Annotated in this window: 23 protein-coding genes; 6 read left to right on the forward strand and 17 right to left on the reverse strand. The window is 72.2% G+C overall.

The features are described from left to right. The first annotated feature begins 384 nt into the window (after window positions 1-384). Complete coding sequence (locus ACIQMX_RS38240) at window positions 385-1,005, forward strand: SCO3374 family protein (RefSeq protein ID WP_402485205.1); 621 nt, start codon at window positions 385-387, stop codon at window positions 1,003-1,005. On the opposite strand, the gene ACIQMX_RS38245 is transcribed toward ACIQMX_RS38240, so the two are convergent. The 10 genes from ACIQMX_RS38245 to ACIQMX_RS38290 form a co-directional block, all read right to left on the reverse strand. After that, window positions 984-1,319 (reverse strand): Lsr2 family protein, encoded by a 336-nt coding sequence (locus ACIQMX_RS38245; RefSeq protein WP_148020023.1) that lies wholly within the window; start codon window positions 1,317-1,319, stop codon window positions 984-986. The genes ACIQMX_RS38240 and ACIQMX_RS38245 overlap by 22 nt on opposite strands. Window positions 1,320-1,464: 145 nt before the next feature. Continuing rightward, the gene (locus ACIQMX_RS38250; protein ID WP_363071568.1) at window positions 1,465-1,968 is read right to left on the reverse strand and encodes an amino-acid N-acetyltransferase; all 504 of its coding nucleotides are present in this window, start codon (window positions 1,966-1,968) and stop codon (window positions 1,465-1,467) included. A gap of 63 nt (window positions 1,969-2,031) precedes the next feature. Further along, on the reverse strand, window positions 2,032-2,517 hold the full coding sequence (locus ACIQMX_RS38255) for a BlaI/MecI/CopY family transcriptional regulator (RefSeq protein ID WP_402485207.1): 486 nt from the start codon (window positions 2,515-2,517) through the stop codon (window positions 2,032-2,034). A 112-nt stretch (window positions 2,518-2,629) separates the two neighbouring features. Beyond that, window positions 2,630-2,809, reverse strand: a complete 180-nt coding sequence (locus ACIQMX_RS38260; protein WP_363071572.1) for a hypothetical protein — start codon at window positions 2,807-2,809, stop codon at window positions 2,630-2,632. A 42-nt stretch (window positions 2,810-2,851) separates the two neighbouring features. Continuing rightward, the gene (locus tag ACIQMX_RS38265; RefSeq protein ID WP_363071740.1) at window positions 2,852-3,427 is read right to left on the reverse strand and encodes a hypothetical protein; all 576 of its coding nucleotides are present in this window, start codon (window positions 3,425-3,427) and stop codon (window positions 2,852-2,854) included. Window positions 3,428-3,945: 518 nt separating this feature from the next. After that, complete coding sequence (locus tag ACIQMX_RS38270) at window positions 3,946-4,743, reverse strand: type III pantothenate kinase (RefSeq protein ID WP_219567364.1); 798 nt, start codon at window positions 4,741-4,743, stop codon at window positions 3,946-3,948. Then, window positions 4,743-5,786 carry a carboxylating nicotinate-nucleotide diphosphorylase gene (gene nadC, locus ACIQMX_RS38275; protein WP_402485209.1) on the reverse strand — a complete coding sequence of 348 codons (1,044 nt, stop codon included), beginning with the start codon at window positions 5,784-5,786 and terminating at the stop codon, window positions 4,743-4,745. Before nadC ends, ACIQMX_RS38270 begins: the two co-directional genes overlap by 1 nt. Window positions 5,787-5,788: 2 nt before the next feature. Further along, the gene (locus tag ACIQMX_RS38280; protein WP_363071576.1) at window positions 5,789-7,525 is read right to left on the reverse strand and encodes an L-aspartate oxidase; all 1,737 of its coding nucleotides are present in this window, start codon (window positions 7,523-7,525) and stop codon (window positions 5,789-5,791) included. Further along, a complete protein-coding gene (gene panC / locus ACIQMX_RS38285) occupies window positions 7,522-8,538 on the reverse strand; it encodes a pantoate--beta-alanine ligase (RefSeq protein ID WP_402485212.1) in 1,017 nt (338 codons plus the stop codon). The genes ACIQMX_RS38280 and panC overlap by 4 nt, the downstream gene beginning before the upstream one ends. Then, window positions 8,535-9,482 carry a Rossmann-like and DUF2520 domain-containing protein gene (locus ACIQMX_RS38290; RefSeq protein WP_402485299.1) on the reverse strand — a complete coding sequence of 316 codons (948 nt, stop codon included), beginning with the start codon at window positions 9,480-9,482 and terminating at the stop codon, window positions 8,535-8,537. The genes panC and ACIQMX_RS38290 overlap by 4 nt, the downstream gene beginning before the upstream one ends. Before the next feature lie 195 nt (window positions 9,483-9,677). Between ACIQMX_RS38290 and ACIQMX_RS38295 the strand changes: the two genes are divergently transcribed. Together ACIQMX_RS38295 and ACIQMX_RS38300 are read left to right on the forward strand one after the other, a co-directional pair. Then, on the forward strand, window positions 9,678-10,895 hold the full coding sequence (locus ACIQMX_RS38295; protein WP_402485215.1) for a threonine aldolase family protein: 1,218 nt from the start codon (window positions 9,678-9,680) through the stop codon (window positions 10,893-10,895). 80 nt (window positions 10,896-10,975) lie between these two features. Next, window positions 10,976-12,094 carry a DUF5937 family protein gene (locus ACIQMX_RS38300; RefSeq protein ID WP_402485218.1) on the forward strand — a complete coding sequence of 373 codons (1,119 nt, stop codon included), beginning with the start codon at window positions 10,976-10,978 and terminating at the stop codon, window positions 12,092-12,094. Between the two features lie 21 nt (window positions 12,095-12,115). On the opposite strand, the gene ACIQMX_RS38305 is transcribed toward ACIQMX_RS38300, so the two are convergent. From ACIQMX_RS38305 to ACIQMX_RS38315, 3 genes are all read right to left on the reverse strand, one after another. Then, window positions 12,116-12,724, reverse strand: a complete 609-nt coding sequence (locus ACIQMX_RS38305) for an AAA family ATPase (RefSeq protein ID WP_363071586.1) — start codon at window positions 12,722-12,724, stop codon at window positions 12,116-12,118. Between the two features lie 3 nt (window positions 12,725-12,727). Beyond that, the gene (locus tag ACIQMX_RS38310; RefSeq protein ID WP_402485221.1) at window positions 12,728-13,402 is read right to left on the reverse strand and encodes a response regulator; all 675 of its coding nucleotides are present in this window, start codon (window positions 13,400-13,402) and stop codon (window positions 12,728-12,730) included. A gap of 73 nt (window positions 13,403-13,475) precedes the next feature. Next, complete coding sequence (locus ACIQMX_RS38315; protein ID WP_363071590.1) at window positions 13,476-14,690, reverse strand: sensor histidine kinase; 1,215 nt, start codon at window positions 14,688-14,690, stop codon at window positions 13,476-13,478. A 96-nt stretch (window positions 14,691-14,786) separates the two neighbouring features. Between ACIQMX_RS38315 and ACIQMX_RS38320 the strand changes: the two genes are divergently transcribed. After that, the gene (locus tag ACIQMX_RS38320) at window positions 14,787-15,788 is read left to right on the forward strand and encodes an SAM-dependent methyltransferase (protein ID WP_363071592.1); all 1,002 of its coding nucleotides are present in this window, start codon (window positions 14,787-14,789) and stop codon (window positions 15,786-15,788) included. 57 nt (window positions 15,789-15,845) lie between these two features. Continuing rightward, the gene (locus tag ACIQMX_RS38325) at window positions 15,846-16,988 is read left to right on the forward strand and encodes an NADH-quinone oxidoreductase subunit D (protein WP_363071594.1); all 1,143 of its coding nucleotides are present in this window, start codon (window positions 15,846-15,848) and stop codon (window positions 16,986-16,988) included. A 24-nt stretch (window positions 16,989-17,012) separates the two neighbouring features. Here ACIQMX_RS38325 and ACIQMX_RS38330 read toward each other — a convergent pair whose 3' ends face one another. The 4 genes from ACIQMX_RS38330 to ACIQMX_RS38345 all read right to left on the reverse strand — a co-directional run bounded on the left by ACIQMX_RS38330 (window position 17,013) and on the right by ACIQMX_RS38345 (window position 20,682). Further along, complete coding sequence (locus ACIQMX_RS38330; protein ID WP_402485225.1) at window positions 17,013-18,047, reverse strand: hypothetical protein; 1,035 nt, start codon at window positions 18,045-18,047, stop codon at window positions 17,013-17,015. Between the two features lie 101 nt (window positions 18,048-18,148). Continuing rightward, window positions 18,149-19,135, reverse strand: a complete 987-nt coding sequence (locus ACIQMX_RS38335; RefSeq protein ID WP_363071598.1) for an ABC transporter substrate-binding protein — start codon at window positions 19,133-19,135, stop codon at window positions 18,149-18,151. A gap of 155 nt (window positions 19,136-19,290) precedes the next feature. Beyond that, window positions 19,291-19,965 (reverse strand): ABC transporter permease, encoded by a 675-nt coding sequence (locus tag ACIQMX_RS38340; protein ID WP_306070622.1) that lies wholly within the window; start codon window positions 19,963-19,965, stop codon window positions 19,291-19,293. Window positions 19,966-19,968: 3 nt separating this feature from the next. Then, window positions 19,969-20,682 carry an ABC transporter permease gene (locus ACIQMX_RS38345; protein ID WP_363071600.1) on the reverse strand — a complete coding sequence of 238 codons (714 nt, stop codon included), beginning with the start codon at window positions 20,680-20,682 and terminating at the stop codon, window positions 19,969-19,971. A 128-nt stretch (window positions 20,683-20,810) separates the two neighbouring features. Between ACIQMX_RS38345 and ACIQMX_RS38350 the strand changes: the two genes are divergently transcribed. Then, window positions 20,811-22,001 (forward strand): ABC transporter ATP-binding protein, encoded by a 1,191-nt coding sequence (locus ACIQMX_RS38350; protein WP_402485229.1) that lies wholly within the window; start codon window positions 20,811-20,813, stop codon window positions 21,999-22,001. The last annotated feature ends 131 nt before the right edge of the window (window positions 22,002-22,132 follow it).

Below are 22,132 nucleotides of genomic sequence, written 5' to 3' on the forward strand. Positions count from 1 at the left end.
CGCAGCTTAGTCCCGCAAGCGGGGACCGCTCATTTCAACTGCCGACACCCGGCCCTGCTTCCCGGGGGATCTCATGCCCCGAACGCCGACAACTGCTCCAACCCGATGGTGCGAGACGATGTTCCCGCAGGCCAGGCAGATACCCCTATCGCCTGTACGCCGATGGCGAACGTGAGATGTCCGGTGGCTTGCGTGTCGCCCCTCCCCACTAGGGATGTCTTACCCGCAATTACAGACAGTCCATGCGGCGTACGCGGGTTCCCTCCGCTACGGGCGAACATCTTCGTACTCCCGAATGCGCCCGTACGCCCCCAACCCGGACACCCTATGCGTTCGGTCGGGAACTCTGCGTAACTCTTGGCGCCGCTCGGGAGTTCTTCCGTCATGACCCCCACCGTCCCGCCTCCCCGCACGGAGCTCCCCGCAGAGCGGGACAGCCGTGCCGGCGGTGTCTCACGGGGCGCGTGTGCCCGGTGGTACGAGCAGGAGCTCGGCTGGGCCACGGCCGGCAGCGCGCCGGTGAGGCTGCTGACCGGGCTGCGGTTCGACGCGCTCGTCGTCCCGGCTGCGGCCGGTCACGCGGCGCTGGAACGGGTGGGCCGGACCGGGCCCGTGGCGCTGGCGGGCCGGCGCATGAGTCTGCTGGTGGCCCCGGGAGGCGCCGACGAGCTGCCGGGGCTGCTCGACTGGCTGGAATGGGGCGGAGTCGCGCTCGAACTGACCGCTCTCGGCGCGGGCGGGCGGATCACCGCGCCGCCGCCGCCGGGCCGGCCGGGTCCGCCGGGGGCCGCCGTATGGCTGCGGCCCCCCTGTCCACCGCACGAGCAGGAGGGGAAGCCGGTGTTCCCGGCCCTCTCCGGCTTCGGGAGCAGGGGTGGGGATGCTCCCGATCTCATCCGGCTCGTGGACGCCGTGGCGACGGAATGCCACCGGGCACGGCTGACGCGTGCCCGGACGGGGTTGCCCCCCAAAAGAACGGCTGCTCAGCCGTTGGCCTTCTCGTAGGCCTCACGGATCTCCGCGGGAACACGGCCGCGGTCATTCACACTGTGGCCGTTCTCGCGTGCCCACTTACGGATCTCGGCGGTGTCCTTGTTGCCGCCGGGAACGGCACGGCCCTTGCCACGGCCGGAGGCCGCACGGCCACCGGTGCGCCGGCCGCTCTTCGCGTACGGCTCCAGAAGGGACCGGAGCTTGTCCGCGTTGCTCGTCGTGAGGTCAATCTCGTACGTCTTGCCATCGAGAGCGAACGTCACGGTCTCGTCCGCCTCGCCACCGTCGAGGTCGTCAACAAGAAGGACCTGAACCTTCTGTGCCACCGGGATTTCCTTTCATCGAAAATGGAGTACGCGGAAAGGAAACCGCTTTTCACCGGAAAACACAAACCCCCGGGAGAGGTTCAGGAGCACAAGAAGACGGGAAACGTGCGCGATTCGGACATAGGGATCGGGCTTCTTCCGAAGCTCACAGGTGCAGAAGCATCCGGCTGTTGCCCAAGGTGTTCGGCTTCACTCGTTCGAGACCGAGGAACTCCGCGACTCCCTCGTCATAGGAACGCAGCAGCTCGCTGTAGACATCTCCGTCGACCGGCGTCTCGCCGATCTCCACGAAGCCGTGCTTCGCGAAGAAGTCGACTTCGAAGGTGAGGCAGAAAACCCGTCGCACACCCAGCCAACGGGCGGTCTGCAACAACTTGTCCAGTACTTGATGCCCGACTCCAGCGCCCTTGACGCTGTGATCGACGGCGAGAGTACGCACTTCGGCCAGGTCTTCCCACATCACATGCAGTGCGCCGCAGCCGATGACCCTGGCGTCCTCGTCCCGTTCGGCGATCCAGAACTCCTGGATGTCCTCGTAAAGCGTGACCGTCGCTTTGTCGAGCAGGATGCCTTCTCGTACGTAGCCGTCGAGGAGACGCCGGACCGAGGCAACATCACTCGTCCTCGCACGGCGGACGGTGATGGCCATGTTTATAACCGACTGTGCGGTCTGGAAATCGGCATGCGGAAGATCTGAGGACATACCCAGACGCTATCGCCCGGCGCCCGGCTCCGCGTCATCGGCCGCTTCGGCACCTTCACCGGATCCGCCCCCGGCACCTTCACCCGCGCCTTCACCAGTACCTTCACCGGCCGTCGGAACGGAACCCCCGGGAAGTGTGGGCAGAACGATCCGCATGGCGTCCCGGAGGGCCTCCTGCTGGTCGGCCGACATCATGCCGAAGAACGCGACCAGTGCGGCGGCGGGGTTGTCGCTCTGCGACCAGGCTTCGTTCATCAGTGCGGCCGCGTACGCGGCCCGGGTGGAGACCGCCGTATATCGATATGCGCGGCCGTCCACTTCCCTGCGGACCCAGCCCTTCTGATGGAGATTGTCCATAACCGTCATGACGGTGGTGTAGGCGATGGACCGCTCCTGCTGAAGGTCTTCAAGGACTTCCCGAACGGTTACCGGTCGGTTCCATTGCCAGACCCGCGTCATCACGGCGTCTTCCAGCTCTCCCAATTGGCGGGGCACAGCGTCACCTTAGTGCCAGATGTCTGGAATGAGCGGTTATTTACACAGCAAAAGGGCGTACGGCCGCTGTGAGCCGTACGCCCTTCGTGTGCGTGGTGTGCGCGCCGGGAGGTCAGACCCCGTCGGTACGCGGCGTGCGCTGCGCCGATTCCGCCCGGGTGATCGCGGCGTCCACGGCCGCGTCCTCCTTGGCCTTGTTCGGCCCGCCCTGGCTCTTGACGATCGTCACGACCAGGCCGATGAAGAAGGCGGCCATCACCACGGGGGGCACAAGCGCGGATACGTAGTCCATGGCGTCCAGAGTAGCGAGCCCGGCCCCTCCCGGTGCAGGCCCCTACCCCGCGGCGCGTTCCTGCGGCGGCGGGACCGGACGGCGGCGGGGCGGGAAGACCTCGGAGGGCTTGGGCGCCGGGCGCCCGGACGGCACCGCCGGACGGGCCGGGGCCGCCGGGGCCTTCGGCTTCTCCGGCTCCGCGGCACGTCCGCCCGGCAGCGCGAGCAGCCGGCTGCGCGGCGCGGGCGCCGTGGCGGGGACCGCGCGTCCGGCGAGACGGGCCCGCACCGAACGCTCGGCGAGCACCTGGCAGCGCTCCAGGAGCGCCGCGGCGACCGGCCCGCCACGCAGGGCGCGCAGCGCGGCGAGATCCTCGGGGCGGGGGTCGTACCCGGCGGCCAGGGCGTCCTGGAGGCGTTCCAGGTAGCCGCTCAGGGAGCCGGGGAGGGCGTTTCGGTAGCGGACGAGGTCGGCGAGGAGGAAGGCGCGCAGCCGTCCGGCCTCGCCGACCGCCTCATCGACGGCGTCCGCCAGCCGTAGGCAGTCCTGGACGTCCTCGTCGGGCAGGGGCGCGGGGTGGAGGGCGATGGCGAGGGCACGGCGGAGCACTCGCAGCTCGTCCGCGCTGAACGCCATACCGCCGCGTGATCCGTAAGGCGTGGGCATAACGCGACAATACGTGCTAAATAGACAAAATCCGTTTAACTGGCCGTCGGCGGCGCGGCGGCTCCGCCGAGCCGACGCGCCGAGAACCTCCCGGTCGGCGCCGCGTGTCGCCGGTACCACGACCGGCAGGGCCCGCCCCGTGAGGAGCGCCTTCCCGGGCATGCGATCGCAAGGCGGCCACAAGCCCTTGGCGGGGCCCTTCCGCTGCCCTCCGGGCGGTGGAGGGAGAGCTGCCGGGGCCTCGGCCGACGCGGCGACTGTGCGTGCCGGGCGGCCCGACGGGACAGCCCTTGGGGGCTTTCGTCCGGATCGGACCGGATCAGGGAGCGGGGTCCGGTGCGTGGGGCCGCAAGGCGGAGGAGGGAGTCGCTGCGGAGCAGGGGCGACCGACGACGACGCCGGAGGCGGTCCCCCGGGCCGGGCGGGGCCGCGACCCGGGGGAGCGCGTGCCGGGCCCCGCGAGCCCGGCACGATCCGGACGAGCGGTCCTACAGGCGGGCCACATTGCGCTCGTACACCAGGCGCAGCCCGATGAGCGTGAGCCACGGCTCGTGCTCGTCGATGACGGAGGACTCGCCCAGCACCATCGGAGCAAGGCCGCCCGTCGCGATCACGGTGACGTCGTCGGGGTCGGCGGCCAGCTCCTTCTTCATGCGTCCGACGACCCCGTCGACCTGGCCGGCGAAGCCGTAGATGATGCCCGCCTGCATGGCCTCGACGGTGTTCTTCCCGATCACGCTGCGCGGCCGGGCCAGCTCGATCTTGCGCAGCTGCGCGCCCTTGACGCCGAGCGCCTCGACCGAGATCTCGATGCCGGGCGCGATGACGCCGCCGGTGTACTCACCGCGGGCGGAGACCGCGTCGAAGGTGGTGGCGGTGCCGAAGTCGACGACGATCGCCGGGCCGCCGTACAGGTCGACGGCGGCGACCGCGTTGATGATGCGGTCCGCGCCGACCTCCTTCGGGTTGTCCATCAGGATCGGCACACCGGTCTTGATGCCCGGCTCGACGAGAACGGCGGGAACATCGCCGTAGTAGCGGCGGGTGACCTCGCGCAGTTCGTGCAGGACGGCCGGGACGGTGGAACAGATCGCGATGCCCTCGATGCCGTCGCCCAGCTCCATGCCCAGCAGCGGGTGCATGCCCATCAGGCCCTGGAGCAGCACCGCGAGCTCGTCGGCGGTGCGGCGGGAGTCGGTGGAGATGCGCCAGTGCTCGACGATCTCCTCACCGTCGAACAGCCCGAGGACCGTGTGGGTGTTGCCGACGTCGATGGTGAGCAGCATCAGACGCCGGCCCCGTCGGTGTCGCGGAAGTCCAGGCCGATGTCGAGGATCGGCGAGGAGTGGGTCAGCGCGCCGACGGCCAGGTAGTCCACACCGGCCTCCGCGTAGGCGCGGGCGGAGTCCAGGGACAGCCGGCCCGAGGACTCCAGGACCGCGCGGCCGCCGACCAGCGCGACCGCTTCGGCGGTCTGCGACGGGGTGAAGTTGTCCAGCAGGATCAGGTCGGCACCGGCGTCCAGGACCTCGGTGACCTGCTGCATGGTGTCGACCTCGACCTCGATCGCGAGGTCCGGGAACTCCGCCCTGACCCGCTTGAACGCCTCGGCTACCCCGCCCGCCGCGATCACGTGGTTGTCCTTGACCAGTGCGGCGTCGGACAGCGACATGCGGTGGTTGACCCCGCCGCCGCAGCGCACCGCGTACTTCTCCAGGGCGCGCAGGCCCGGGGTCGTCTTGCGGGTGTCGCGGACCTTGGCTTTCGTGCCCTCCAGCACATCGGCCCAGGCGCGGGTGGCGGTGGCGATGCCGGAGAGCCGGCACAGCAGGTTGAGCGCGCTGCGCTCGCCGGTGAGCAGGTCACGGGTGCGGGTGGTGACGGTCAGCAGCTTCTGGCCGGGTGCGACGCGGTCGCCGTCCTCGACGTGCCGCTCGACCTCGAACTCGTCCGTGCAGACGAGGGAGAGAACGGCCTCGGCGACCCGCAGACCGGCCACCACGCCCGCCTCGCGGGCGGTGAAGTCACCGGTGGCCACCGCGTCCTCGGGGACGGTGGCGACGGTCGTGACGTCCACCCCGCCGTCGAGGTCCTCCTCGATGGCGACGTGCGCGACATCCTCGACGGTGACCGGGTCCAGACCCGCGTCGGCGAGGAGCTGGGCGAGCGCCGGGTCCAGGCCGCACTCCAGGGCGTCCAGGTCGTAGCCGTCCTCCCCGCCGCAGCCGCAGCCGTCACCGCAGCCGCCCACGGCGGATGCGGGCGCGCCGATCTGGATCAGCGGTACGTCCACGGGTGTGGGGCGCGGATTCTCTTCGGGCGTGCTCACGGTTACGGCTCCTCGGGAGTGGGGTGGGTGGTGCTCGTTGCTGCGCAGTCTGCTGCCCCGGACGGCTGTACGGGCCCGAACGCCTGGGTATCCGTCCGACGGAGGACGAGCTGCCGGTCCGGGGTGAGCTTCGCGACGAGGTGGCGGCGCCAGTTCTCGTCGTCGCGCTCGGGCCGGTCCTCGCGCCAGTGGCAGCCGCGGGTCTCCTCGCGCTCCCGGGCGGCGGCGACCAGGGCCCGGGAGACGAGGAGCAGGTTGGTGACCTCCCAGGCCTCGACCCCGGGCACCGCCTCCTTGGGCTCGGCCGCCCCGGCCGTGAGGAGGGCGCTGCGGTGCAGGTCCTCCAGCTCCTCGGCGGCCCGGGCGAGGCTGTCGGCGGAACGCACGACGCCGGCGCCGCGGGTCATGATGCGCTGGATCGTGCTCCGGGCCTCGGGGGGCAGCAGCGGGAAGGGCGCGGGGGCGTCGGCGACGGTGGCGCGGCCGGACCGGGGCCGGTCGGCGACGATGTCGGCCGCGATGCGCTCGGCGAAGACGAGGCCTTCCAGGAGCGAGTTGGACGCCAGCCGGTTCGCGCCGTGCACCCCGGTGCAGGCGACCTCGCCGCAGGCGTACAGACCGGGCACGGTCGTACGTCCCCGCAGGTCGGTACGGACGCCGCCGGAGGCGTGGTGCGCGGCCGGGGAGACCGGGATCGGCTCGGTGACCGGGTCGATGCCATGGGTCCGGCAGGCCGCCAGGATGGTGGGGAAGTGCTGCTCCCACATCTCGGCGCCGAAATGGCGGGCGTCGAGGTACATGTGCTCGGTGCCGTGCAGCTGCATCTGGCGGGTGATGGCCTTGGCGACGATGTCGCGCGGGGCGAGCTCGGCCAGTTCGTGCTGCCCGAGCATGAAGCGCGTGCCGGCCGCGTCGACGAGATGGGCGCCCTCGCCCCGTACCGCTTCCGAGACGAGCGGCTGCTGGCCCTCGGCACCGGCGCCGAGGAAGAGGACCGTGGGGTGGAACTGGACGAACTCGAGGTCCGAGACCTCCGCGCCCGCCCGCAGCGCGAGTGCCACGCCGTCGCCGGTGGCGACCGGCGGGTTGGTGGTGGCGGAGAAGACCTGGCCGATGCCGCCGGTGGCGAGGACGACCGCGGGGGCGTTGACCGCGCCGACCCCGTCGTGCTGGCCCTCGCCCATGACGTGCAGGGTGACGCCCGCGGTGCGGCCCTCGGCGTCGGTGAGCAGGTCGAGCACGAGGGCGTTCTCGACGGTGTGCAGGGCGGCGTCACGGACCGCTTCGACCAGGGCCCGGGAGATCTCCGCGCCCGTCGCGTCGCCGCCCGCGTGGGCGATGCGGCGGCGGTGGTGGCCGCCCTCGCGGCCCAGTGCGATGGTGCCGTCGTCCGCGGTGTCGAAGTGGGCGCCGGTGTCGATCAGCCGGCGTACGGCGTCGGGGCCCTCGGTGACGAGGGTGCGTACCGCCGTCTCGTCGCACATGCCCGCGCCGGCGACCAGCGTGTCGTCCAGGTGCTGTTCCGGCGTGTCGCCCTCCCCCAGGGCGGCGGCGACGCCGCCCTGCGCCCAGCGGGTGGAGCCGTCGTCGAGGCGGGCCTTGGTGACGACGACGGTGGCGAGGCCCGCGGCGGCGCAGCGCAGCGCGGTGGTGAGACCGGCCACGCCGGAGCCGACCACGACGACGTCGGCGTCGATGGACCAGCCAGGGGCGGGGGCGGTCAGCCGTATTCCGGTCACGCGATGGCTCCGAAGGTCAGCGGGATGTTGTCGATGAGGCGGGTGGTGCCCACGCGCGCGGCGACGGCGAGGATCGCGTCGCCCGCGGTGCGGTCGTCGGGGATCTCGGTGAAGTCCGCCGGATCCACGAGCGCCAGGTAGTCGAGGGCGAGCGGGGGCTGCTCGGCCGCCGCGTCGTCCAGGATCGCGCGGGCCGCCGCGCGCACGGCGGCGGGGCCTTGGTCCGGCCTGGCCCTGGCGACGGCCTGGGCGTCGGCCGCGAGCCTGGCCTCGCCGAGCCGGTTGAGCCCGGCGGCCCGGCCCTCCGTCGCGCCCGTCGTCTGCGCGCGGGCGTGCAGCGCCTGCTGGGCGGCGAGCCGGTCGCGGGCCGCGAACAGGGCCCGGGACAGAGCGAGCGCGGTGTGGCGCTCGTACGCGTCGAGGAAGCGGTTGCGGCTGGAGAGCGCGAGGCCGTCGGCCTCCCGGGCCGTCTCCACGCCCACGATCTCCACGGTGAAGTTCAGATCGCGCACCATGCGGCGGATCAGCGCCAGCTGCTGGGCATCCTTCTGCCCGAAGAACGCGACATCGGGGCGGGTCAGGTGGAGCAGCTTGGCGACGACCGTGAGCATGCCGTCGAAGTGTCCGGGCCGGGAGGCGCCTTCGAGCCGCTCACCCATCGGCCCCGCGGAGATCCGGACCTGGGGTTCGCCGCCGGGGTAGACCTCGTCCACGGACGGCGCGAAGACCACGTCGGCGCCGGCCGCGCCGGCCACGGCGAGATCGGCGTCCAGGGTGCGGGGGTAGCGGTCCAGGTCGGCGCTCTCGCCGAACTGGAGCGGGTTGACGAAGACGGTGACGACGACCTGGCCGGCCGGTCCGACAACCGCACGCGCGGTTTGGATCAGGGAGGCGTGGCCCTCGTGGAGGGCGCCCATCGTCATGACGACGGCCCGCTCGGCCCGGTCACCCCCGGGGGCGTACCCCGCCAGTTCGGCGGCGGTACGCAGCAGCGTGGCGGCGGATGCGGTCATCGGGACTCCTCCGGTCCGGTTCCGGTACTGCCGGGGGCGCCCGAGCCGTCGGCCAGGACGTCGAGCAGGTCCTCGGCCAGCTCCGGCTTGAGCATGCCGTGGGAGAGCGCGCGGTCGGCGGTGGCGCGGGCCATCGCGACGTAACCGGCCACCGTCTGCGGGGCGTGGACGCGCAGCTCGCCGATGTGCGCGGCGACCGTGCCCGCGTCGCCGCGGGCGACCGGGCCGGTCAGGGCGGCGTCGCCGGAGCGCAGGGCGTTGTCCAGGGCGGCGCCGAGCAGCGGGCCGAGCATCCGGTCGGGGGCGGCGACCCCGGCCGTACGCAGCAGTTCCATCGACTGGGCGACCAGGGTGACCAGGTGGTTCGCGCCGAGGGCGAGTGCCGCGTGGTAGAGCGGGCGGGACTCCTCGGCGATCCACTCGGGCTCACCGCCCATCTCGATGACCAGCGCCTCGGCTGCGAGCCTCAGCTGCTCGGGGGCGGTGACCCCGAAGGAGCAGCCGGCCAGCCGCTGGACGTCCACGGAGGTGCCGGTGAACGTCATCGCCGGGTGCAGGGCCAGCGGCAGGGCGCCGGCCCGCAGCGCGGGGTCCAGCACCTTCGTCCCGTACCGCCCCGAGGTGTGGACGATCAGCTGGCCCGGGCGGACCGCTCCGGTCTCGGCGAGGCCCTCGACGAGCCCCGGCAGGGCGTCGTCGGGCACCGTCAGCAGGACCAGCTCCGCGCGCGCGAGGACCTCGGCGGGCGGGACCAGCGGGACATCGGGAAGCAGGGCGGCGGCGCGGCGCACCGAGGCGTCGGAGACGCCCGACACGGCGACCGGGCGGTGCCCGGCGAGCGCCAGGGAGGCGGCGAGAGCGGGGCCGACACGGCCCGCGCCGACGACGCCGACGGTGAGCCGGGCGGGACGGTCCCTCGCGTCGAGGGGCTCCTGGGGGGTCATTGCGTTCACGCGACGGCGGCCTTCCGTTCCAGTCCGCGGGGGGTACCGGACGATTCCTCTGCATGCTACGCCAGCGCATCGCCCGGGCACCCGGCTGTCCACAGGCTGTGGACAGTCCCGGCCGCGGCGGCACGGACGGGCCGGTGCCGTCCATATCCTTTGGGCAGGGACGGAGTTCTGCGTGATGATCGTCCCATGGCAGACACAGACGAGCAGGTGCACGACGAGGCGGCGGACGGACCGCCGGCCCCCCGCGGATACGGGGACGAGGAGCCCGACCCGCAGCGGCTGCGCCGCATCGCCGCGTGGCGCCGGGCCCGGAAACTCCTGTCCCGCTCGCCGGTGGACCGCCCGCTCGGCGAACAGCTGGCGGCGCTGACCGCGGGAGCGGCCACGGTCACCGATCTCGACCGGCCCGCCGACATCTACGGCAACGGGATCGTCGCCGAGCTGGAGCGCCGGATCGCCGGACTGCTGGGCACCGAAGCCGCCGCGTTCTTCCCGACCGGCACGATGGCGCAGCAGGTCGCGCTGCGCTGCTGGGCCGGGCGCACCGGAAACCCGGTGGTGGCCCTGCACCCGCTCGCCCACCCCGAGGTCCACGAGCGCGACGCCCTCTCCTCGGTCAGCGGGCTGCGCACGGTCCACCCGACCCACGAGCCGCGACTGCCCACGGCCGACGAGATCCGCGACTTCGCGGAGCCGTTCGGCACCCTGATGCTGGAGCTCCCGCTGCGGGACGCGGGCTATGTCCTGCCCACCTGGGAGGAACTGGAGGCCGTGGTCGCGGCAGCCCGCGAACGCGACGCGGTGGTGCACTTCGACGGAGCGCGGCTGTGGGAGTGCGCCGACCGCTTCGGGCGGGAACTGCCGGAGATCGCCGCGCTCGCCGACAGTGTGTACGTGTCGTTCTACAAGACCCTCGGCGGAATCTCCGGGGCGGCGCTCGCCGGGTCCGCCTCGCTGATCGAGGAGGCCCGCACCTGGCGGCACCGGTACGGCGGCCAGCTCTTCCAGCAGTTCCCGGCGGCGCTCGCCGCGCTGATCGGCCTGGACCGCGAGCTGCCGAAGCTGCCGTCGTACGTGGCCCGGGCGAAGGTGGTCGCGGCGGCGCTGGCCGAGGGCTTCACCGACGCCGGTGCCGGATGGTTCCGGGTGCATCCGGATCCGCCGCACACCCACCAGTTCCAGGTCTGGCTGCCCTACCCGGCGGACGTGCTGGAGGAGGCGGCGCTGTGCCAGGTGGAGGAGACGGGCGTGGCCCTGTTCCGCCTGTGGCACCCCGCTGCGGCGGGGCCGCCCGGGGTGTCGTTCACCGAGGTCACGGTGTCGGAGGCGGGGCTGGAGTGGACGGCGGCCGACGTCCGCGCGGCGGCGGCGGACTTCCTGGAGCGGGTGGCTCGGCAGCAGTGAGGCGGGCCCGGCGGGCCGCCGATTGACGCCGGCCGTCCATCGGGGTCCGGGCCGTCCCCCGCACCCCGCACCATGGACGGGTGAGCGTAACCATCGACATCGCGGGCCTCGACCCCCGGCACGTCGTCTTCGAGACCTCGCCCCTCGTCGAGCTGGGGGTCGCCCTGCACGCGCTCTCCGAGCCGGGGCACCACCCGGGACTGCACGGCTGGGCGACCGCCGCCACCACATCCCTGGAACCCGACCTGGCCGACCGGCTGCACGAAGCGGACTTCCTGTGGCGGAACACGTTCTCGGACATCTTCATGCCGTTCGCCGGCGTCCTCGGCGGCAGCGGCAGGACGGGCGCCGACCTCGCCGAGGACCTGGACATCCTGGACCGGCTGGACGACGAGCGGTTCGTCTCCGCCGCCCTGGAGTTCACCTGCGCCAGCCTGTACGGGACCGGTGCGGCCTCCCCGCTCCACGATCCCGGCATGCGGGCCCGGGCCCTGGACATGGCGGCCGCGCGCGGCCCGCAGCAGGTGGAGTTCACCCAGCGGCTGCTGGCCGACCCCGCGCCCGTGCGCCGCTGGATCCGGCGCCTCTTCGAGGACTGCGACCAGGCGTTCTTCGCGGACACCTGGCAGCGGGTGCGGGTCCCGCTGGCGGCCGACGCACGGCACAAGACGGATCTGCTGCGCCACAAGGGGATCGCGGAGGCCGTGCGGGCGGTCTCGCCCGCGCTCTCCGTCGACGAGGACGGCACACGGATCAGCGTGGACAAGCTGACCGAGGGCTCGACCGACGCCACCGATCCCGCCGTCGGCGCCGGTCTCACCCTCATCCCGACCAGCCTCGGCTGGCCGCATCTGATGGTGCTGCACGCCCCCGGCTGGCGACCGGTGATCCACTACCCCGTGCACCGGCCCGAGCTGCCCTCGCCCGCCTCGGTGGAACTGCTCCAGCTCCGGATGGAGGCCCTGGCCCACCCGCTGCGCATGCGCCTGTGCCGCAACATCGCCCGCTCGCCCTACACGACGGGCGAGCTCGCCGACACGAACGGGATCACGGCCCCCGAGGTCTCCCGCCATCTCACCGTCCTCAAGAAGGCGGGCCTGGTCACGACGCGGCGCCGCGGCCGGTACGTGCTGCACCAGCTGGACCTGACCGTGGTGGCGCGGCTCGGCAGCGACTTCCTGGAGGGGATCCTGCGCTGAGGGCCCGGCGGGCGCGCCCTCTCAGTCGAACCGGATGTGCCGGATGCCCGTCCAGGCCCGCCGCACCCGGTGCCGCAGCGCGCTGTCCGTGTCCGGCAGCGTCGTGAGGCCCGCCGAAGCGGCGATCCGGTCGGCGACCTGCGGGACCGTCAGCCGGTCGGTACGGATGTGCTCGGCGAACTCCGGGGCTTCGAGCCGCTCCAGGCAGTGGTCCAGTTTCGCGACGGCGAAGCTCTCGCGCTTGAGGCCGCGTCCGAGGCCGCGTTCGCGCAGTCGGCCGAGCACGGTCTCGCGCTCGGCCAGCAGGGCGAAGTGACGCACCGTGCGCCCCTCCTCGCGCAGCCGCCCGACGATCTCCGCGAAGTAGCCGGGGTCGACCAGGGTCATCGGGGCGATGACCGTGCCGGGATGGCCGCTCAGGGCGAGCGCGAGCATGTCGTGCACCCCCTGGCGCCAGGCCGGCAGGTCCTGGAAGTCACCGCGCAGCGCGGGCGGCAGCGTCCGGTGCAGCCCGAAGCCCACGTGCTCCGGGTCGCAGACCACGCTTCCGGGCAGCCGCCGCCGGAGCTCGTACGCCGTCTGTGTCTTGCCACCACCGAACGGTCCGTTGATCCACAGGAGCGCGCCCACCGGTCAGCCCGCCCCGCCGCCGGCGCGCACCAGCCCGGTCTCGTACGCGAGGACCACGACCTGCACCCGGTCGCGCAGGCCCAGCTTGGTCAGGATCCGGCCGACATGCGTCTTCACGGTCGCCTCGGAGAGCACCAGCCGCCCCGCGATCTCGCCGTTCGACAGGCCCTGGGCGACCAGCAGCATCACCTCGCGTTCGCGCTCGGTGAGCTTGGCGACGTCCTTGTGCTGCGGCTCGGCCGTACTGCTGGGCAGCATCGGCGAGAAGCGGTCGAGCAGCCGGCGGGTGGTGGACGGGGCGACCACGGCGTCGCCGCTGTGCACGGAACGGATCGCGGCGAGCAGTTCGCCCGGCGGCACGTCCTTGAGCATGAAGCCGCTGGCCCCCGCCTTCAGCCCCGAGAAGGCGTACTCGTCGAGGTCGAACGTCGTCAGGATGAGCACCTTGGGCGCATCGGGCTCCGCACAGATGCGGCGGGTGGCCTCGACACCGTCCAGCCGGGGCATCCGCACATCCATGAGCACCACGTCGACGGCGGTGGAACGGAGGTTCTCGATCGCCTCCGCGCCGTCGCCGGCCTCGGCGACGACCTCCATGTCCGGCTGCGCGGCGAGCACCATCCGGAAGCCGGTACGCAGCAGCGCCTGGTCGTCGACGAGCATCACGCGGATCGCCATGGGGTCCCTGTCTCCTGTTCGTCCTGCGGTCGGTATCGGCGTATCGGCAGGCCCGGAAGCCTCGAAACACGCCTTAGTTCGCCGCCTTGAGCGGCAGCAGCGCGCTGATCCGGAATCCGCCGCCGGGGCGCGGGCCGGCGTCCAGTGTGCCGCCGACCATGCCGACCCGTTCGCGCATACCGATCATGCCGTGGCCCGCGCCGTCGGCGCCGCCGTCCTCGTACAGTTCGTGCGCCGCGCCCCGGCCGTCGTCCTCCACCAGCAGGCCGAGCCCGTCGTCGAAGTAGACCAGCCGCACACTGGCCCCGGCGTTCGGACCGCCGTGTTTGCGGGTGTTGGTCAGGGCCTCCTGCACGATGCGGTAAGCCGTCAGCTCCACTCCGCTGGGCAGCGTGCGCGGGGTGCCCTCGATCCTGAAGTCGACGGCCAGACCGGCCGCTCTGACCTGCTCGATCAGATCCTCGATCTGCTCGACGTCGGGCTGCGGTACGTACTCCCCCGTCTCCGGGCCGTCGCCCGTGCGCAGCACGCCCAGCAGCCGGCGCATCTCCGCGAGCGCCTGCCGGCCGGTGCTGGAGATCGTCTCCAGCGCCTGCCGGGCCTGGTCGGGGGCCGCGTCCATCACATAGGCGGCGCCGTCCGCCTGCACCACCATCACCGAGACGTTGTGCGCGACGACGTCGTGGAGCTCGCGGGCGATACGGGCCCGCTCCGCCGCCACCGCTACCTTCGACTGCGCCTCGCGCTCCCGCTCCAGCCGGGCGGCGCGCTCCTCCAGCTGGTCGAAATACGCCCGCCGGGTCCGCATCGAGTCGCCGAGCACCCAGGCCAGCACGAACGGCACCGTCATCACGACGACGAGGAAGACCGACTCCGCCCAGCCGCGCGGCACGTCCTCCCGCTCCGGCCAGCGGAGCTGGGAGAGCGTGGCCGCGCACAGACTGCACGCCAGGGCGAGCCGCGAGGCCCAGCGCTCGCCGACCGTGGCCACGGTGAAGGTGATCACCAGCATGGCGAAGTTCGCGACGGTCGGTCTGACCCCGAACGCCAGCTGGGCCACGCCCATCGCGATGGCGAGCAGCAGCATCTTCTCGGGGGCGCGCCGGCGCAGCGCCACGACGACGCAGAGGCCGATGACGACCGGCACGATGGCGATGCGCTCCGCGCGGCCGCCGAGCCCGGGGTCGCCGACCACGATCGTCATGCCGGAGAGCCCGAGGAGGAAGACAGCCCAGAAGCTGTCGACGCCCGTCGGGTGTCTGCGGATGAAGTCGTAGAGGCGCTGCACGTAACCCAGCGTAGGGAAGGGCGAGGGGGGCAGGGGTCAGCCGAAGGGCCGATCCGGGTCCGGAGACCGTACTCCCCAAGGTGGAGACTTGGGAACGTGACGGATGAGTGGCGTGGGTGGCAGGAGGCGGCCGAGACCGCTTTGTACGGGGACGGGGGGTTCTACCTGAGCCAGGAGGGGCCTGCGGGGCATTTCCGCACCTCGGTGCACGCCTCCCCGCTGTTCGCCGCGGCCGTCGCACGGCTGCTGGTCAGGACGGCCGGGGAACTGCGGACCTCGTGTGTGGACCTGGTGGATCTGGGGGCGGGGCGCGGAGAGCTGTTGACGGGCGTGCTCGCCGCGCTCCCGGCCGAGGGCGGGGACGGGCTCACGGTACGGGCGTACGCCGTGGAACTCGCCGCCCGTCCGCCCGGTCTGGACCCACGGATCCAGTGGTGCGCGAAGCCGCCGCGGGGGACGCGCGGGCTGCTGTTCGCCAACGAGTGGCTGGACAACGTGCCGGTGCCGGTCGCCGGGACGGACCCGGACGGCGTCCGGCGGTACGTCCTGGTGCGGACGGCGGACGGTGCGCAGCGGCTGGGGGAACCGGTGAGCGGGGCGGACGCGGAGTGGCTGCGCCGCTGGTGGCCCCCGGCGGGGCCGGGCAGCAGGGCGGAGATCGGCCGCCCGCGCGACGAGGCGTGGGCGGACGCGGTGGCCTCACTGTCCGGCGGGCTCGCCGTGGCGGTGGACTACTGCCACGTACGGGAGGAGCGGCCGCCCTTCGGCACGCTGACCGGCTTCCGGGCCGGGCGCGAGGTGCGGCCGGTGCCGGACGGCAGCTGCGACCTCACCTCGCACGTGGCCCTGGACGCGTGCGCGGCGGCGGGCGGGCCGGGCGCGGAGATCCGCACCCAGCGCGAGGCGCTGCGGGAGCTGGGCGTCAGCGGTGAACGCCCGCCGCTGTCGCTCGCGTCGCGCGATCCGGCGGGTTACGTGCGGGCGCTGGCCTCGGCGGGCGAGGCCGCGGAACTCACGGCCCGGGGCGGACTGGGCGACTTCGGCTGGCTGACGCAACGCGTCCCGGGCCCGGCACGGTCCGGCCCTTCCGGCGCTTGAGGAGCGGGGTCCGGGGCGGAGCCCCGCGACGCCGGACCGCAGGCGATACTGTCCCCCATGACGGAGACGACAGTCGGCATCGGCGGCGCGGCGGAAAGCACCGACATGGTGCTCAACATCGGCCCCCAGCACCCCTCCACCCATGGCGTGCTCCGTCTGCGCATCGTCCTGGACGGCGAACGCATCCAGCACGCCGAACCGGTCATCGGCTATATGCACCGCGGCGCGGAGAAGCTCTTCGAGGCCCGTGACTACCGGCAGATCGTGATGCTCGCCAACCGCCACGACTGGCTGTCGGCGTTCTCCAACGAACTGGGCGTCGTGATGGCCGTCGAGCGGATGCTCGGCATGGAGGTGCCGGAGCGCGCGGTGTGGACCCGCACCCTGCTCGCCGAACTGAACCGGGTCCTCAACCACCTGATGTTCCTCGGCTCGTACCCGCTGGAACTGGGCGGGATCACCCCGGTGTTCTACGCGTTCCGGGAGCGCGAGGAGCTCCAGGCCGTGATGGAGGAGGTCTCCGGCGGCCGGATGCACTACATGTTCAACCGGGTCGGCGGCCTCAAGGAGGACCTCCCGGCGGGCTGGCTCGGCCGCGCCCGGGAGGCCGTCGCGTCGGTCCGCTCCCGGATGGACGTCTACGACAAGCTGGTGCTCGGCAACGAGATCTTCCGGGGCCGTACCCGCGGGGTGGGCGTCCTGTCGGCACAGGCGGTGCACGCCTACGGGGTCTCCGGACCGATCGCCCGCGCCTCGGGCGTCGACTTCGACCTGCGGCGCGACGAGCCGTATCTGGCGTACGGAGAGCTCCGGGACACCCTGAAGGTCGTCACCCGTACCGAGGGCGACTGCCTGGCCCGGTTCGAGTGCCTGCTGGAGCAGACGCACAACGCGCTGGACCTGGCGGACGCCTGCCTGGACCGGATGGCGGACCTGGCGCCGGGGCCGATCAACCAGCGGCTGCCCAAGGTACTGAAGGCCCCCGAGGGCCACACCTACGCCTGGACCGAGAACCCGCTCGGCGTCAACGGCTACTACCTGGTGTCCAAGGGCGAGAAGACCCCGTACCGGCTGAAGCTCCGCTCCGCCTCGTTCAACAACATCCAGGCGCTCACCGAACTGCTGCCGGGCACGCTCGTCGCCGACATGGTGGCGATTCTCGGTTCGCTGTTCTTCGTCGTCGGCGACATCGACAAGTAACCGACGGGCCGCCGCTGCCCGGTCCTACGAGATCGCGCTGCGCAGCTCCGCCACGTCCAGCTGCTCGGTCTCGTCGTGCGCGGTGAGGTCGATGACCTTGCCGACGGCGCGGTTCTCGGCCGCGCCCGTACGGTGCGCGGCCAGCGCCTCCTCGCCCACCACGTCGGCGAGGTCCTCGTTCTGTACGGACTCGATCGCTTCGTGCGCCTTCTGCGTGCCGAAGAAGTCGAAGCTGCCCTGCGGCACCAGGTGGCGGCGCGCCGCCGCGTACGGAACGACCGCGCTGGCGGCCGGAACCGGGCGCGGGGCGGGCAGGGCCCGGTCCGGCCGGCTCGCCGGCAGGGCGGCCTGCGGACGGCGGTGCTGCTCGGCGCCCGACTGCCCGGCGGCTGCCCGGCGGTCCGCGGCCGCCGCGTGCTTGCCCCGCGGCTCCTCCGCCTCCCGGGCCCGCTCGGCGAGATCGCGCGCCCTGGCCTGCTCGGCGGTGCGCCGGGCCTCCTGGAGCGCCCCGTTGCGCGAGAGGTCGTCGAGGGCCTGGGCGGCCCGCAGATACGCGGACGGGGTCGGGGTGCTGCGCGCCGCGGGCAGTTCGCGGGGCGGCGCGGCCGCCTCCAGCGCGAGCTGCCTGCGGCTCTCCAGGACACTGGCGCGCTCGGTCTCCGCGTTGGCGTACCGCCGCAGCAGCGCGGCGTGCTCGCCCCGCAGCCCGGCGAGCTCCACGCGCTTGCGGCGCAGCTTCGTCTCCAGGCGGGCGCGCAGTTCGCGCGACTCCTCCAGATCGGCTTCCAGCTCCGCCACGCGTTCCTCGGCGCGCCACTCGTCACTCGCGCGGGCGCGCGTCAGCTCCGCTACGCGGCGGCCCGCCTCCCGGTCCCAGCTGCGCATCAGATACGCGCCGGTGACGGCGGCGGCCGCCGCTGCGGCCACCAGCCCGCGCAGGACCAGCGGTTCGGCGAGCAGCCAGGCTCCCGCTCCACAGAGGACCGCCGCTCCGGCGACGACCGAAGGCGGAAGGATTCTGTGCAGAGGTGGCGAATGGCGATGGCGTCCACGTGACATGGCCTGAAATTTACCGTGCGTACGGTCCTCTTGGGAGGCCGCCCGGCAATCTGTTCCCCGGCAGTTACCTGACGGCCCCTGAATCGCGCATTCCGCCCTTGCTACTTCTTGATCAGACCTTTCGTCTCCAGGTATTCCCTGGCCACATCCGCGGGCTTGGCGCGCTCGGCGTCGACCTTGCGGTTCAGTTCCGCCAGATCCTGTGTCGTGAGCGCGTCGGTGAGCTTGCCGAGCGCGTCGGCGATGTCCTGCGCACCGGCGTCCTCGGCATTGAGGACGGGCAGCACGTTGTCCGCGTTCTGCAGCTTCTTGTCGTCCTCCAGGAAGACCAGGCCGAAGGTGTCCAGCACCGCGTCCGTGGTGGTGGTCAGGACAAGCTGGTCCTTGCCGTCCTTGACCGCCTGCTTGGACTGCGGCGTACCGACTCCCTTGGGGTCGATGCCGGTGACGTCGATGCCGTACGTCTTCTTCAGCCCGGGTGCGCAGAACGGCCGCACCTCGCACTCGTCGCCCGCCGCGATCTTCACCTTGATCTTGGAGGCGCCGAGATCCGAGAGTGTCTTGAGCTTGTTCTTGTCGGCGAATTCCTTGGTGACCGCGAAGGCGTTCTGGTCGACGGCCGCACCGGCCGGCAGCACCTTCAGCCCGCGCGGAGTGGCGAGCTTCTCCAGGGCGGCGACCGTGGCCGCGGTGTCGCCCGAGGCGACCGGCTCGGCCTCGGCCGCCTTCGCCCCGTTCACCTTGGCGTTGAGGAATTCCGCGATCGTCGCCGCGTATTCCGGCACGACGTCGATCTCACCCTTCTCCAGGGACGGTTCGTAGAGTTCGCGGTTCTTCACCGTGGTGACCGACGTGCTGTATCCGGCCTCCGACAGAACTCCGGCGTACAGCTCCGCGAGCACCTTGGACTCGGTGAAGGCGGCGGCGCCGACGACCAGCGAGCCCTTCTTCCCCGAGCCCTTGTCCGCGTCGGACGCGGCGGATCCGCCCTTGTCCTTCTCCAGGCTGTCGCCTCCGCAGGCGGCGAGCGAGCCCGCGAGCGCGACGATGCCGATGACCGCGCCGGCCAGGCGCGAGGTCCTGCTCATACTGTTCTCCGTCCACGGCAACGAGGCCATATGCGATGTGCGTTATCGGTTGCGATGTGCGTGATCGGTCGAGCGGGTCCGCCGGACGCCCGTGCGGTCCTGCGGCGGCGCAGCGGGGCCGCTCATGCGGTCCTGCGGCGGCGCAGCGGGGCCGCTCATGCGGTCCTGCGGCGGCGCAGCGGGGACAGCAGCCGGTCGATGCCGACCAGTGCCGTCTCCACCAGCAGCGCCAGGACGGCGACCAGCAGGGCGCCCGCGACCACTTGCGGGGTGTTGTACGTGTTGAAGCCGGCGGTGATGATCCGGCCGAGACCGCCCTGGCCGACCATCGCGGCGATCGTCGCGGTGGCCACGACCTGAACCGCCGCCGAACGCAGCCCGGTCATGATCATGGGGTAGGCCAGCGGCAGTTCGACCCGGAGGAAGAGCTGGCCGCCCGACATGCCCATGCCCCGCGCGGCCTCCGCCACCGAACGGTCCACCTCCGTCATCCCGACGTAGGCGTTGGTCAGCAGCGGCGGCACGGCGAACAGCACCAGCGCGATGATCGTCGGTATGTATCCCGCGTTGCGCAGGGGCGAGACCATGAAGAGGGCCAGCACCGCGAAGACCGGGATCGCCCGCCCCACGTTGGAGATATTGACGGCGAGCGCACCGCCCTTCCCTATGTGCCCGAGGTACAGGGCGATGGGCAGGGCGATGGCGCAGGACAGGGCGAGCGCCACTCCGCTGACGTAGAGATGCTCGCCGAGCCGGTGGGCCACCCCGCTCTCCCCCGACCAGTTGGCGCCGGTGGTGAGCCAGGTCCAGGCCTCGCCGAGAACTCCCACGGGTCAGCCCGCCTTCGCCGGAACGGGTGCGCCCGCGGCATCACGGGCGGCCGGTATGCGGGTCCAGGGGGTCAGCAACCGCTGGACGCCGAGCAGCAGCAGATCCGCGACCACCGCGAGCAGCACGCAGAGCACCGAGGCGGCCAGCACCTGGGCCTTGAAGAAGCTCGGCAGAGCGTCCTCGATCAGGTTGCCCAGGCCGCCGCGGCCGACGATCGACCCGACGGTGGTCAGCGCGATCGTGGACACCGTGGCGATCCGTATTCCCGCCATCAACGCGGGCATCGCCAGCGGGAGTTCGACCTCCCACAGCAGCCGCACCGGCCCGTACCCCATGCCCCGGGCGGCCTCCTTCGCCTCCTTCGGAACGGCCTGGAGACCCGCCAGGATGTTCCGTACGAGAATCGTCAGCGAATACAGCACGAGCCCGGTGACGACGAGGGCCGCGGAGAGCCCGAACAGCGGCAGCAGAAGCGAGAACATCGCGAGCGACGGCACCGTGTAGAGCACCGTCGTCAGCCCGAGCACGGGTCCGGCGAAGTGCCGGCCACGACGGGCGAGCAGCGCCAGCGGAAAGGCCACGGCCACCCCGATCGCCACCGAGACCGCGGTGATCCAGATGTGCTGGACCGTCGCGTCCGTCAACTCCTGGCTGCGGGAGCGGAGATACTCACCGCAGATCCAGTCGTTCGTCACCAGGCAGTTCTGTCCGGCCATCCGCCCCCACCTCCCGATCGCCTCTCGTACTGATGTCCGGCGAGCCTATCCTCGACCACTGACAATCGCCGAGGCCGTTGTATTCCAGCAACACGTCCTTCACAGAACACGCGCGACAATGGGGAACCATGATCCGTTTCGAGCACGTCACCAAGCGGTATGCGGACGGCACCACCGCCGTCGACGACCTTTCCTTCGAGGTCGCCGAAGGTGAACTCGTCACGCTCGTCGGACCGTCGGGCTGCGGCAAGACGACCACCATGAAGATGGTGAACCGGCTGATCGAACCGACCGAGGGCCGGATATTCCTCGACGGGGACGACATATCCGCCATCGACCCCGTCCAACTCCGGCGCCGCATCGGCTATGTGATCCAGCAGGTCGGACTGTTTCCGCACCGGACCGTACTGGAGAACACCGCGACCGTCCCCCATCTCCTCGGCTGGAAACGGGGAAAGGGCCGGGCCCGCGCCGCGGAACTCCTCGACCTGGTCGGACTGGATCCTTCCGTTTATGGCAACCGCTATCCGGAACAGCTGTCCGGCGGCCAGCGCCAACGCGTCGGCGTAGCGCGCGCATTGGCGGCGGACCCGCCGGTGCTGCTGATGGACGAGCCTTTCGGCGCGGTCGACCCGGTGGTCAGGGAACGGCTCCAGAACGAATTCCTGCGGCTTCAGGCCCAGGTCCGCAAAACCGTGCTGTTCGTGACGCACGACATCGAGGAGGCCGTCCGCCTCGGCGACCGCATCGCCGTCTACGGACAGGGCTCGATCGAGCAGTTCGACTCACCGGCCACCGTGCTCGGCGCCCCCGCCACCGACTACGTCGCCGACTTCGTCGGCGCGGACCGCGGCCTCAAACGGCTCTCGGTCACCCCCGTCGAGGAGAGCGACCTCGACCGGCCGCCGGTCGTCCACCTCGACGACCCGCTGGACCGGGCGACCGAGCGGCTGCGCGCGGAGGGCGCGCGCTGGGCCGTGGTCCTGGACGGTGACGGCAGGCTGCACGGCTGGATCCCGGCCGGTGCCGCACTGGGCGACGACACCCGGGGCACGGTGCGCGAACACGCCCGCCGGATGGAGGCCTGGCTGCCCGTCGGCGCCCCGCTCAAGCAGGCGTTCGCCACCATGCTCCAGCACGACGCCGGCTGGATCGCGGTCATCGACGAGCAGAGCGAGGGCCGGTTCCTCGGAGTGCTCACCCCGGCCCGGCTCCACGAGGCGCTGCGCCGTTCGATCAGCGCCGACGACCGGGCCGTGCCGCGCGCCGAGGTGGCCGTCGAGAGCGTGGCGGTCGTCGCGAAGACCTCGGGCGACTGACGCGGCCCGGCCCGGCCCGGCGGCTGCGCTCGGCTCCCGCCGCGTGGGGACGGACGCGCCCCGCCGCGGCGCCCGCGCTCGGCTCCCGCCGCGTGGAAACAGACACGGCCCCGGCCCCCGCGCCCAGCTCC

Origin of the sequence: Streptomyces sp. NPDC091416, assembly GCF_044756845.1 — a bacterium.
In the GTDB taxonomy this organism is placed as follows: domain Bacteria; phylum Actinomycetota; class Actinomycetes; order Streptomycetales; family Streptomycetaceae; genus Streptomyces.

What these genes read in the sequence shown, in the direction of transcription:
- ACIQMX_RS38240 (WP_402485205.1), top strand. Translation starts at nt 385, where the DNA reads ATGACCCCCACCGTCCCGCCTCCCCGCACGGAGCTCCCCGCAGAGCGG.
- ACIQMX_RS38250 (WP_363071568.1), bottom strand. Translation starts at nt 1,968, where the DNA reads ATGGCCATCACCGTCCGCCGTGCGAGGACGAGTGATGTTGCCTCGGTC.
- ACIQMX_RS38260 (WP_363071572.1), bottom strand. Translation starts at nt 2,809, where the DNA reads ATGGACTACGTATCCGCGCTTGTGCCCCCCGTGGTGATGGCCGCCTTC.
- ACIQMX_RS38265 (WP_363071740.1), bottom strand. Translation starts at nt 3,427, where the DNA reads ATGGCGTTCAGCGCGGACGAGCTGCGAGTGCTCCGCCGTGCCCTCGCC.
- ACIQMX_RS38270 (WP_219567364.1), bottom strand. Translation starts at nt 4,743, where the DNA reads ATGCTGCTCACCATCGACGTCGGCAACACCCACACGGTCCTCGGGCTG.
- panC (WP_402485212.1), bottom strand. Translation starts at nt 8,538, where the DNA reads ATGACCGCATCCGCCGCCACGCTGCTGCGTACCGCCGCCGAACTGGCG.
- ACIQMX_RS38290 (WP_402485299.1), bottom strand. Translation starts at nt 9,482, where the DNA reads ATGACCCCCCAGGAGCCCCTCGACGCGAGGGACCGTCCCGCCCGGCTC.
- ACIQMX_RS38295 (WP_402485215.1), top strand. Translation starts at nt 9,678, where the DNA reads ATGGCAGACACAGACGAGCAGGTGCACGACGAGGCGGCGGACGGACCG.
- ACIQMX_RS38310 (WP_402485221.1), bottom strand. Translation starts at nt 13,402, where the DNA reads ATGGCGATCCGCGTGATGCTCGTCGACGACCAGGCGCTGCTGCGTACC.
- ACIQMX_RS38325 (WP_363071594.1), top strand. Translation starts at nt 15,846, where the DNA reads ATGACGGAGACGACAGTCGGCATCGGCGGCGCGGCGGAAAGCACCGAC.
- ACIQMX_RS38330 (WP_402485225.1), bottom strand. Translation starts at nt 18,047, where the DNA reads ATGTCACGTGGACGCCATCGCCATTCGCCACCTCTGCACAGAATCCTT.
- ACIQMX_RS38335 (WP_363071598.1), bottom strand. Translation starts at nt 19,135, where the DNA reads ATGAGCAGGACCTCGCGCCTGGCCGGCGCGGTCATCGGCATCGTCGCG.
- ACIQMX_RS38345 (WP_363071600.1), bottom strand. Translation starts at nt 20,682, where the DNA reads ATGGCCGGACAGAACTGCCTGGTGACGAACGACTGGATCTGCGGTGAG.
- ACIQMX_RS38350 (WP_402485229.1), top strand. Translation starts at nt 20,811, where the DNA reads ATGATCCGTTTCGAGCACGTCACCAAGCGGTATGCGGACGGCACCACC.